Source organism: Streptomyces sp. PU-14G (genome assembly GCF_041028275.1).
Taxonomy (GTDB): domain Bacteria; phylum Actinomycetota; class Actinomycetes; order Streptomycetales; family Streptomycetaceae; genus Streptomyces.
The window spans coordinates 1-11,533 of sequence record NZ_JASKYT010000232.1; the positions used below are offsets into that span (position 1 = coordinate 1).

At 71.6% G+C, this 11,533-nt stretch carries 9 protein-coding genes; 5 read left to right on the top strand and 4 right to left on the bottom strand.

The genetic code is table 11. From position 1 onward, the window contains the following. Positions 1-63 precede the first annotated feature (63 nt). Together AB8Z75_RS23595 and AB8Z75_RS23600 are read left to right on the top strand one after the other, a co-directional pair. A complete protein-coding gene (locus AB8Z75_RS23595; RefSeq protein WP_369205162.1) occupies positions 64-1,098 on the top strand; it encodes an agmatine/peptidylarginine deiminase in 1,035 nt (344 codons plus the stop codon). A 135-nt stretch (positions 1,099-1,233) separates the two neighbouring features. Further along, the gene (locus AB8Z75_RS23600) at positions 1,234-1,788 is read left to right on the top strand and encodes a TetR/AcrR family transcriptional regulator (protein ID WP_369205176.1); all 555 of its coding nucleotides are present in this window, start codon (positions 1,234-1,236) and stop codon (positions 1,786-1,788) included. 66 nt (positions 1,789-1,854) lie between these two features. Here AB8Z75_RS23600 and cimA read toward each other — a convergent pair whose 3' ends face one another. Then, positions 1,855-3,468, bottom strand: a complete 1,614-nt coding sequence (gene cimA, locus AB8Z75_RS23605; protein WP_369205164.1) for a citramalate synthase — start codon at positions 3,466-3,468, stop codon at positions 1,855-1,857. 483 nt (positions 3,469-3,951) lie between these two features. Here cimA and AB8Z75_RS23610 point away from each other — a divergent pair, with 483 nt between their 5' ends. Next, complete coding sequence (locus AB8Z75_RS23610) at positions 3,952-4,428, top strand: ATP-binding protein (RefSeq protein WP_369205166.1); 477 nt, start codon at positions 3,952-3,954, stop codon at positions 4,426-4,428. Between the two features lie 7 nt (positions 4,429-4,435). Here AB8Z75_RS23610 and AB8Z75_RS23615 read toward each other — a convergent pair whose 3' ends face one another. The 3 genes from AB8Z75_RS23615 to AB8Z75_RS23625 all read right to left on the bottom strand — a co-directional run bounded on the left by AB8Z75_RS23615 (position 4,436) and on the right by AB8Z75_RS23625 (position 8,764). Continuing rightward, entirely contained in the window at positions 4,436-6,082 is a 1,647-nt protein-coding gene (locus AB8Z75_RS23615; RefSeq protein ID WP_369205168.1) for an alkaline phosphatase, read from the bottom strand. Positions 6,083-6,261: 179 nt separating this feature from the next. Further along, positions 6,262-7,368, bottom strand: a complete 1,107-nt coding sequence (locus AB8Z75_RS23620; RefSeq protein WP_369205170.1) for a branched-chain amino acid aminotransferase — start codon at positions 7,366-7,368, stop codon at positions 6,262-6,264. A 331-nt stretch (positions 7,369-7,699) separates the two neighbouring features. After that, positions 7,700-8,764, bottom strand: a complete 1,065-nt coding sequence (locus AB8Z75_RS23625; protein ID WP_369205172.1) for a 3-isopropylmalate dehydrogenase — start codon at positions 8,762-8,764, stop codon at positions 7,700-7,702. A gap of 321 nt (positions 8,765-9,085) precedes the next feature. On the opposite strand from AB8Z75_RS23625, the gene AB8Z75_RS23630 reads away from it, so the two are divergent. Next, positions 9,086-10,537: an NAD(P)H-quinone dehydrogenase gene (locus AB8Z75_RS23630; protein ID WP_369205174.1), complete on the top strand. Its 1,452-nt coding sequence runs from the start codon at positions 9,086-9,088 to the stop codon at positions 10,535-10,537. 181 nt (positions 10,538-10,718) lie between these two features. Beyond that, positions 10,719-11,533: DeoR/GlpR family DNA-binding transcription regulator (locus AB8Z75_RS23635; protein WP_369205178.1), on the top strand; the 815-nt coding region annotated here is incomplete at its 3' end.

Genomic DNA, 11,533 nt, shown 5'->3' on the forward strand with positions numbered 1-11,533 from the left:
TCATCGCTCCCCTCCGTCCTCCCTCTTCCCGTCTCCTTCGAGCACTCCGAGGAACGCCCTGCCATGAGCACCGCAACGCCCGCCGCCCCGTACATGCCTGCCGAGTGGGCGCCGCACGAGCGCACCTGGATGGCCTGGCCGGGGCACAACCCCACCTTCGAGGACGCCTCGGTGCTGGCCGAGGCGCGCGCCGCGTGGGCGAGGGTGGCCCGCGCCGTCCGCCGCTTCGAGCCGGTCACCATGGTGGCCGACCCCCAGGACGTGGCGGGGGCGCGCGAGCAGCTCGGCTCCGGCATCGAGGTCGTCGCGCAGCCGCTGGACGACGCGTGGATGCGCGACATCGGCCCCACCTTCGTCACCGAGGGCGGCCGGCTGGCGGCCGTCGACTGGACGTTCAACGGCTGGGGTGCCCAGCAGTGGGCGCGCTGGGACAAGGACAAGCTGGTCGGCGCGTTCGTCGCCGAGCAGGCGGGCGCCCCCTCCCACACCTCCCGACTGGTCAACGAGGGCGGCGGCATCCACGTGGACGGCGAGGGCACGGTGCTGCTCACCGAGACCGTGCAGCTGGGTGCCGAGCGCAACCCGGGCTGGACGCACGAGGAGGTGGAGGCCGAGGTGCACGCGCGGCTCGGCACAGCCAAGGCCATCTGGCTGCCCCGCGGACTGACCGCCGACTACGGCACCTACGGCACCCGGGGCCACGTCGACCTGGTGGCCGCGTTCGCCGCGCCCGGTGTCGTCGTCGCCCACACGCAACCCGACCCGGCGCACCCCGACCACGACCTGTGCAAGGAGACGGTGAAGCTGCTGCGCGCCGCCACCGACGCGCGCGGTCGCGAGCTGGAGGTGGTCGAACTGCCCGCGCCGACGGTCACCCACACCGAGGACGGGGAACCGGTCGACTACTCCTACGTCAACCACTACCTGTGCAACGGCGGCGTGGTGCTGTGCGGCTTCGGCGATCCCCGAGACGAACACGCCGCGGGGATCTTCCGCCGCCTCTTCCCGCAGCGGACGGTCACCCTGGTGGAGGCCAGGACCCTCTTCGCCGCCGGCGGCGGCATCCACTGCATCACCCAGCAGCAGCCGCGCCTGTGAGCCGGATAGGCTGAACGGCCGGGTTGCCACTGGGGAAAGCGGAGGGATGCGGCGGTGGGCGTGCGGACCGGGACGAAGCTCACCAAAGGCGGGCGCCGCGCGGCGCAGCCCCGCGAACAGGTGCTCGCCACCGCCATGGAGATGATCGCCGAACGCGGTCTCGACCGGCTCACGATGGCCGCGCTCGGCCGCGAGGTCGGCATGAGCAGCGGCCATCTCGTCTACTACTTCAAGACCAAGGACGAGCTGTTGCTCCAGACCCTCCAGTGGAGCGAGGAACAGCTGGGGGCCGAGCGCCGCGCCGCTCTCGCCCGCCGGGTGCCGGCCCGGGAGCGGCTGGACGCGCTGGTCGAGCTCTACCTGCCGCACGGCCACCGCGACCCGCACTGGGCGCTGTGGCTGGAGGTGTGGAACCGCTCGCAACTGGCCGACGACGAGGCGCGCTCCCGCCAGCTGGAGCTGGAGCTGAGCTGGCACCGTGACCTGGTGGCGCTGCTGGTGGAGGGCGCGGCCACGGGCGAGTTCGCCCCCGTCGACGCCGACCGGTTCGCCACGCGCACCCGCGCCCTCCTCGACGGCTTCGGCAGCCACCTGGTGGTGGGCCTGCCCGGCGTGGAGCGGGAGGGGGTACTGGGCCATGTGCGCGACCACTTCGACCAGTCCCTGACCCCGCCCTCCCGCACGCCCTGACTCCGCCCTCCCCCCCCGCAAGCCCTGACCCGGCGCCCCGCCGTCGGGCGCCGGTCACCGGGGCCTTCAGTCGTGGGCCTCGACCCCGGCGCGCAGCAGACCGTAGGTGTAGCCGTCGTCCAGTGCGTGCCACGAGGCGGCGATCACGTTGTCCCCCACCCCCACGGTGGTCCACTCGGCGCTGCCGTCGCTCATGGACAGCAGCACCCGCGTGGTGGACGAGGCGCCGTGGGTGCCCTCCAGGATGCGCACCTTGTAGTCGACCAGGTCGAGCCGCGCGAGCTGCGGGTGGATGCGCTCCAGGCCGGCCCGCAGGGCGCGGTCCAGCGCGTCGACGGGTCCGTTGCCCTCGCCGGTGACGACGATCCGCTCGCCCTTGGCCCACAGCTTCACCGTCGCCTCGTTGACCTGCTCGCCGTCGGGCCGCTGCTCGACGATGGTGCGCCAGGACTCCGCGCGGAAGAAGCGGGGGGCGGCGCCTGCCGCGCCGCCGTGCACCTCGTCGCGGAGCAGCAGTTCGAAGGAGGCGTCGGCGGCCTCGTAGGTGTAGCCCTTGAGCTCCTGCTCCTTGACGCGCTCGACGACCCGGCCGACCAGCTCGCGGTCGCCGCCCAGGTCGTAGCCCAGCTCCTTGCCCTTGAGCTCGACGGAGGCGCGGCCCGCCATGTCGGAGACCAGCATCCGCATGGTGTTGCCGACCAGTTCGGGGGCGATGTGCTGGTAGAGGTCGGGGTCCACCTTGATCGCCGAGGCGTGCAGGCCGCCCTTGTGGGCGAACGCGGAGGTGCCGACGTAGGGCTGGTGCGTGGAGGGGGTGAGGTTGACGACCTCGGCGATGGCGTGCGAGATCCGCGTGGTCTCGGCCAGCGCCCCCTCGGGCAGCACGCGCTTGCCGTACTTGAGTTCCAGCGCGGCGACGACGGGGAAGAGGTTGGCGTTGCCGACCCGCTCGCCGTAGCCGTTGGCGGTGCACTGGACGTGGGTGGCGCCGCCGTCCACGGCCGCCAGGGTGTTGGCGACGGCGCAGCCGGTGTCGTCCTGCGCGTGGATGCCCAGCCTCGCGCCGGTGTCGGCGGCGACGGTACGCACGACGGCCTGGATGCGGGCGGGGATCATGCCGCCGTTGGTGTCGCACAGGACGACCACGTCGGCGCCGGCCTCGTGCGCGGTCCGCACGACCTGTTTCGCGTAGTCCGGGTTGGCCTGGTAGCCGTCGAAGAAGTGCTCGCAGTCGACGAAGACGCGGCGGCCCTTCTCGCGGAGGTGACCGACCGTGTCGGCGATCATCGACAGGTTCTCTTCCAGGGTGGTGCGCAGCGCCAGCTCGACGTGCCTGTCGTGCGCCTTGGCCACCAGCGTGACGACCGGGGCACCCGAGTCGAGCAACCCCTTGACCTGCGGGTCGATCTGCGCGGGCACGCCCGCCCTGCGGGTGGACCCGAACGCGACGAGCTGTGCGTGCGCGAAGTCGATCTCCTGCGGGGCGCGGGCGAAGAACTCGGTGTCGCGCGGGTTGGCGCCGGGCCAGCCGCCCTCGATGAAGCCGACGCCGTACTCGTCCAGGTGGCGGGCGATGGTCAGCTTGTCGGCGACGGTCAGGTTGATACCCTCGCGCTGCGCTCCGTCACGCAGGGTGGTGTCGAAGACGTGGAAGCTGTCGTCCGGGGTCCGGAGTGTCATGGCTGGTGGCTCCTGGAAGGGTTCAGTGGTTGCGGAAGGAAGCGCTCCACTTGCCCCCATCATCCCTCGCGGCGTCCGCCCCCGGCCGGGTGGGCCGGAAAACGAAAAAACCTCTCGCGGGTGCGAGAGGTCTGCGCGCGGGTCTGGGGCACGGTGGCCGCCGCCGTGCGGTGATTCCACGGCAGTCGGTCACTGCGGACCGGCGCGCCTGCTGCCAATAATCATGACGAACGAGGGCACCCAGCCATATTGGCACGCCCGACCGCCATGCCCCAACGCGTCTCACCATGCGGAAGCCCGCCCTTGAGTGCGGGCCCCGTCTCAGCGAGTGACGAAGGAGCCCCGCACCGTACGGACAAAGGCGTCCCAGCTACCCGCCGGGAAGACCAGCGTGGGCCGCCTTCGATCTCGGCCTCGGACGCGAGCGGCGTTGCCGCGCGAATCTGGGCCCGGGCCTCGGTCTGCAAGAAGCCGGGAACCAGCATGGGCAAATACGAGTTCAGCCAGCTCTTCAGCTCCACCCGGCGTGGGGCGCGCCTCGCCCGGCTGATGGGGGTGCAGCGCCTGGCCGACTGGGGCTGGCCTTACGACAGTGACGTCAGCGTCAGGGCGGCGGTGCTCATCGGCGAGCTGACCGCCAACGCCGTGCTGCACGGCTGCGTGCCGTCCGGGCGGCTGGCCGGACGGGACTTCCAGTTGCGACTGACGCTCGGTCCTGGGCTGCTCCTGCCCAGGACGCTGCGCGTCGAGGTCGCGGACGGGCGCGGGGAGCGGTGGCCGACGTCTTCGGAGTCGGCCACCGCTCCGCGTCCGCTCCCCGGCGCCGACGAGGAGTCCGGTCGCGGCCTGTGCCTGGTCGAGGCCGTGGCAGCACGCTGGGGTGTCGCCGATCGGCCGCCGTCGGGGAAGACCGTGTGGGCGGAGCTTTGCCTCGGCCTCGGCCCGGCGGGCGGCCACTAGCGTCTCCTCACACCTCCCGCAGCCCCTGGCTGCCGACCTCGGTGACGAAGGAGGCGGCGGTGCTGATCGGTGCGCCGGGCTTCGTCACGGCGGTGACGGTACGGAAGTCGGCCCGCCCCTGGTGCTTGTCCAGCCGCACGGTCACATAGCCGCGGCGGCCGTTGTAGAACTTCATGTGCGGGTTGGCGCCCATGTAGGCGTCCCAGTTGCCGGGCTTCTCCTCGCCGTCCTTGCCGCTGGTGATGGAGGTGGCGACGATCTCGGTGCCCAGGGTGCGCGAGTCCTGGTCCCCGAAGTCGCGCTTGATGTCGTACGCGTAGCCCTTGTGGACGTCCCCGGTGAGCACCATCAGGTTCTCGATCCCCGCCGACTCGGCGCCCGCCAGCAGCCGCTCGCGGGAGGCCGGGTAGCCGTCCCAGGCGTCCATGCTGACCTTGTAACCGGGGGTGTCGTCGGTGCGGCGCTCGGAGAAGGTCACCTGCTGCGGCACCACGTTCCACAGGGTGTCCGAGGCCCGCCATCCGTCGATCAGCCAGCGCTCCTGGGCGGCGCCCGTCATCGTGCGGCGCGGGTCCTCGGACTCGGGGCCCGGGCGCTGGGCGCCGTCGCCGTAGGCCTGGTCGGAGCGGTACTGGCGGGTGTCGAGGATGTCGAACTGGGCCAGCTTCCCGAAGCGCAGCCTGCGGTAGAGCCGCATGTCGGGCCCGTCGGGCTTCTGCGGGCGGCGCAGCGGCTGGTTCTCCCAGTACGCGCGGTAGGCGGCGGCCCGGCGTACCAGGAAGTCCTCCGGAGATCCGCCGTCCTCGGGCGTCTCGTCCGCGTAGTTGTTCTCCGTCTCGTGGTCGTCCCAGGTCACGAGGAAGGGGTGGGCGGCGTGCGCGGCGCGCAGGTCCGGGTCGCTTTTGTAGAGGGCGTACCGCAGCCGGTAGTCCTCCAGCGTCACCATCTCGCGGTCGAAGACGGCGGGCAGCGTGCGGTCGGTGTACCGGCGGGCGCCGCCGTGCGCGTCGACCGCGTACTCGTACAGGTAGTCGCCCAGGTGGAAGACCAGGTCGACGTCCTCCTCGGCGAGGTGGCGGTGGGCGGTGTAGTAGCCGTCGTGGTACGCCTGGCAGGAGACGGCGGCCAGCCGCAGCTCGTTCAGGTCGGCGCCCGCGGCGGGCGCGGTGCGCGTACGGCCGACGGGGCTGGTCCACTTGCCGGCGCGGAAGCGGTAGTAGTACACGCGGTCCGCGTCCAGGCCCTCGGCCTCCACGTGCACGGTGTGGTTCAGCTCGGGGTGCGCGGTGGCCCGCCCGCGGCGGGCGACACGGCGGAAGCGGCGGTCGTGGGCGATCTCCCACTGGACGGCGACGCGGGCCTTCGGCAGTCCGCCGCCGGTCTCGTAGGGCTCGGGCGCCAGCCGGGTCCACAGCACGACGGATCCTGGCAGCGGATCGCCGGAGGCGACGCCCAGCGTGAAGGGGTCGGCCTTCACCGCCGTCCTGGCGTCGGCCTCCGCGGCCTGGGCGCTGCCCGGCAGGTTCGTGGCGAACGCGAGCGCCGCGGCGGCCGACGTGACGGTCAGAAAGCGGCGGCGGCCCAGTGCCGCCGCCGCGTTTCTTGTCTCCTGCTGACTTGCCTGCTCCTGCTGGGACACCTGAAGGTGCGGCATCGTGGATCGCGGCCTTCCGGGAGACGGTCGATGACACCCGTCATCCCAGCGCCGCGGAGAGACCCGTCGGCCACGGACGCCCTACCGCTGCATGTCAGGTACATGTACACGCAGTCGGTTCCGGACTTACCGTGACACGTCCCGCGATGTCCCCGGGCCGTGCCCGGCAATGCCCCGGCTCAGGAGCCCAGCGTGTGCATCCAGCCGTGCGTGTCCTCGGCGTGGCCGGTCTGGACCGCCAACAGCGCCTCGCGGAGCCTCATCGTGATCTCCCCCGCCGTGCCGTCGCCGACCTTCCACTCGTCCCGCGAGGACTTCACCTCACCCACGGGCGTGATCACGGCCGCCGTACCGCACGCGAACACCTCCGTGAGGGAGCCGTCCGCGTTGCCCGCACGCCACTCGTCGGTCGTGATCCGCGCCTCGCCCGTCTCGTAGCCCATGTCGGCCGCGATCGTCAGCAGCGAGTCACGGGTGATGCCGGGCAGCAGCGTCCCCGTCAGAGCCGGCGTGACGATCCGCGCGCCGGCCCCGGAACCGTAGACGAAGTAGAGGTTCATGCCGCCCATCTCCTCGATGTGCCGGCGCTCCACCGCGTCCAGCCAGACGACCTGGTCGCAGCCGTGCTCGGCGGCCTCCGCCTGCGCGACCAGCGAGGCGGCGTAGTTCCCCGCGCACTTGGCCTCGCCCGTACCGCCCGGCGCCGCGCGCACGTATTCCTCGGACAGCCACACCGAGACCGGCTCGACGCCCCCGGGAAAGTACGACCCCGCCGGGGAGGCGATCACCATGAACGTGTACTGGTTCGCCGGCTTGACCCCGAGCCCCACCTCGCTGGCGAACAGGAAGGGACGCAGGTACAGCGACGCCTCACCCTCGCTGGGCACCCACGCCTTGTCCTGGCCCACCAGCAGGTCGCACGCCTCGATGAACGTCTCCACCGGCAGCTCGGGCATCGCCAGACGCCGGGCGCTGCGCTGGAAACGGCGGGCGTTGGCGTCCGGGCGGAAGACCTTCACCGAGCCGTCGGGCTGCCGGTAGGCCTTGAGCCCCTCGAAGATCGACTGCGCGTAGTGCAGCGTCATGTTCGCCGGGTCGAGCTGGAGAGGCGCGTACGGCTCCAGCCGCGCGTCGTGCCAGCCCCGGCCCTCGGTCCACTGGATGGTGACCATGTGGTCGGTGAAATACCGCCCGAATCCGGGGTTCGCCAGCACCGCCTCCCGCTCGGCGTCGGCGAGCGGCTGCGCCGCGGGCTTGCGGTCGAAATCGATACGGGGCGTCGTCATGTCCGCGTCCTTCGCTCGTACGTGTGCGGACCTGCCCCGGCGGCCCAGGAGAGCGTGGCCGCTCTCCTGGTCACTCCCCTGGCTGCGGCGCGTACTGCTCGGACGTCCGAGTCCTCCCTCATGGGGCGGTCCCTCACCCCCGATTATCGCGCGGGGGTCAACCTTTATCGGACGCGGGTACGAGCCGCCGCACCCTGCGGTTCCGTCTGCGACGGTCCACCACGGCGAAGGTGTGCACACAGTGAGGACCGCCGACGCCCGGTGCGGGCGTCGGCGGTCCTCACTGCGGGGTCTGTCCCGCTCCGCGGGGCGGTCCCGCTCCGCGGGGCGGTCAGCCGGCCACGCGGGCGGCGAGCGCGTCGCCGATCTCGTCTGTGGTGCGCGCCGTCTCGCCCCGCTCCGCGAGGTCCGCGGTGACGGCCTCGTCGACCCGGGCGGCCTCCGCCTCGAAGCCCAGGTGCCGCAGCAGCAGCGCGACGGAGAGCACGGTGGCCGTCGGGTCCGCCTTGCCGGAGCCCGCGATGTCGGGCGCGGAACCGTGCACCGGCTCGAACATCGAGGGGAACTCGCGGGTCGGGTTGATGTTCCCGGACGCCGCCAGGCCGATGCCGCCGCTCACCGCCGCGGCGAGGTCGGTGATGATGTCGCCGAACAGGTTGTCGGTGACGATCACGTCGAACCGCGCCGGGTCCGTCACCAGGAAGATCGTGGCGGCGTCCACGTGCAGGTAGTCGGTGGTCACCTCGGGGAACTCCCGGCCCACCCGGTCGAAGGTGTCCTTCCACAGGTGGCCCGCGTGCACCAGCACGTTGTTCTTGTGCACCAGCGTCAGCTTCTTACGGGGCCGGGCCTGCGCCCGCGCGTACGCGTCACGCACGACCCGCTCCACGCCGTACGCGGTGTTGACGCTCACCTCGTTGGCGACCTCGTGCGGGGTGCCCTTGCGGATCGTGCCGCCGTTGCCGACGTAGGGGCCCTCGGTGCCCTCGCGGACGACGACGAAGTCGATCTCCGGTCGGCCCGCCAGCGGCGAGGAGGTGTTCGGGAACAGCTTCGAGGGACGCAGATTGACGAAGTGGTCGAAGGCGAAACGCAGCTTCAGCAGCAGACCGCGCTCCAGTACGCCCGAGGGCACCCCCGGATCGCCGATGGCGCCCAGCAGGATCGCGTCGTGGTCCTTGAGCTTCTCCAGCTCGGCGTCGGTGAGGGTCTCGCCCGTCGCGTGCCAGCGTTTGGCGCCGAGATCGTACTCGCGCGTCTCCAGTTTCACGTCCTGCGGGAGGACGGCGGCGAGGACCTTGAGGCCCTGAGCGACGACCTCCGGGCCGATTCCGTCGCCGGAAATCACTGCGAGGTCGATGGTGCGGTCCGTGTGGGAGGCCGTTCCTGAAGACATGCGGCGGAGCCTACTCGTTGTCCCATGCGCTGACACGGGGTTGTCCGTATGGCGGACCTTTTGTGCGCTGAGTACCCCATGTGGGGGCTCCTAGGGGGGCGGAGCCCCCGTAGCGGGGGGCCGTTGGGGGGCGGAGCCGCCCCAACGCCTGGCCGGCGAGGCCCCGGGGGTCTGGGGGCGGAGCCCCCATCCACGGCCGAGGGCACCCTCACGGAAGAAGGGGAAGACCATGGAGGGGGAGCAGGGGCGCAGCCCCGAGATAGGCGGGGTACTGGGGGCGCACAGGCCCCAGCGAGCCGTTCGCAGAGGGGGTGCGGGACAATGGGTCCCGTGACTCGGATCGTGATCATCGGTGGCGGCCCCGGCGGATACGAAGCGGCCCTGGTAGCCGCCCAACTCGGCGCGGAGGTGACCGTCGTCGACTGCGACGGCCTCGGCGGCGCCTCGGTCCTCACCGACTGCGTGCCGTCGAAGACGCTGATCGCCACGGCCGAGGTGATGACGAACTTCGACTCCTCGTACGAGGAGCTCGGCATCCGGGTGGAGGACAAGACCCACGACCCGGACGACCCGGCGAGGGTCGTGGGCGTGGACCTCGGCAAGGTGAACCGCCGCGTCAAGCGGCTGGCCCTCGCCCAGTCGCACGACATCACCGCATCCGTCACCCGTGCGGGGGGCCGCGTCATGCGGGGTCGGGGCAGGCTGGAGCCGGGGCAGGCGGTGGACGGTTCCCGTACGGTCACCGTCACGGCGGCGGACGGCAGCCAGGAGCAGCTGACGGCTGACGCGGTGCTGGTCGCCACCGGCGGCCATCCGCGTGAGATTCCGGACGCCCGTCCTGACGGGGAGCGCATCCTGAACTGGACGCAGCTCTACGACCTGGAGGAGCAGCCGGAGGAGCTGATCGTGATCGGCTCCGGCGTGACCGGTGCCGAGTTCGCGGGCGCCTACCAGGCGCTGGGCTCCCAGGTGACGCTCGTCTCCTCCCGGGACCGGGTGCTGCCGGGGGAGGACCCGGACGCCGCCGCCGTCCTGGAGGACGTCTTCCGGCGCCGGGGCATGAACGTGATGAGCCGCTCCCGTGCGGCGTCGGCGAAGCGGACGGACGACGGCCGGGTGGAGGTCACGCTGCAGGACGGCCGCACGATCTCGGGTACGCACTGCCTGGTGGCGGTCGGCGCGATCCCGAATACCGCGGACATGGGTCTGGAGGAGGCGGGGGTCCGGCTCAGGGAGTCGGGCCACATCTGGACGGACAAGGTGTCGCGCACCTCCGCCCCGGGGGTCTACGCGGCGGGCGACTGCACCGGCGTGCTCGCGCTGGCGTCGGTGGCGGCGATGCAGGGCCGCATCGCGATGTACCACTTCCTGGGTGACACGGTGAATCCGCTGGACCTCAAGACGGTCGCGGCGAACATCTTCACGGATCCGGAGATCGCGACGGTCGGCTACTCGCAGGCGGACGTGGACAAGGGCGCCATCGAGGCGCGGGTCGTCAAGCTGCCGCTGCTGCGTAACCCGCGCGCCAAGATGCAGGGCATCAGGGACGGTTTCGTGAAGCTGTTCTGCCGTCCGGGGACCGGGATCATCGTCGGCGGTGTGGTCGTGGCGCCGCGGGCGAGTGAGCTGATTCATCCGATCGCGATCGCGGTTGACAACAATCTGACCGTCGAGCAGATCGCCAACACGTTTACGGTGTACCCGTCGCTGACGGGCTCGATCGCCGAGGTGGCGCGGCAGTTGCACACGCGCAAGCTGGCCGAACTGCACTGAGGGGCGTCTCCGCTCGGGCGGGTCCGGCGGAGGGGCTCTGTACGGAAAGGGCCCTATACCACGTTCGGCGCCACCGTACGAACAACTTCTGTTAATCGGCGCATACCGCTGAAAGCAGACGGTCGTTGGCGTTACTGTCAGTTTCGTGTTCGCTGCGGAACGTCGTCAATTGATCCTTGAAATGGTACGCGCCAACGGGGCGGTCTCGCTCCGGGAGCTCGCCCGCGTCGTCCAGACCTCCGAAGTGACCGTGCGCAGGGACGTACGGGCGCTGGAGGCAGAAGGACTGCTCGACCGCCGGCACGGCGGTGCCGTGCTACCGGGCGGTTTCACCCGTGAGTCCGGCTTCCCCCAGAAATCCCATCTGGCCACCGCCGAGAAGACGGCCATCGCCGACCTCGCCGCCGGCCTGGTCTCGGAGGGCGAGGCCGTCGTCGTCGGAGCCGGTACGACGACTCAGGAGCTCGCACGGCGGCTCGCGCGGGTTCCGGGGCTGACGGTGGTCACCAACTCGCTGCTGGTGGCGCAGGCGCTGGCCCACGCCAACCGGGTGGAGGTGGTGATGACCGGCGGCACCCTGCGCGGGAGCAACTACGCGCTCGTCGGCAGCGGGGCCGAACAGTCACTGCACGGGCTGCGCGTCTCCCGCGCCTTCCTGTCGGGGAGCGGGCTGACCGCCGAGCGGGGCCTGTCCACGTCCAACATGCTCTCCGCGAGCGTGGACCGGGCGCTGGTGCAGGCGGCCGGGGAGGTCGTCGTCCTGGCCGACCACACCAAGCTGGGGACCGACACCATGTTCCAGACGGTGCCCACGGATGTGATCACCAGACTGGTGACGGACGAGCCACCGCCGCACGACGACCGCGCCGAGACGGAGTTGCAGGCGCTCGCCGACCGCGGGGTGCAGGTCGCCGTCGCGGGTTCCGCCTCCGCCGGGCGGGGCCGCCAGGACGTGCCGATGCCCACCCCGCGGCGGGCCGCCACGCAGAGCGGGGG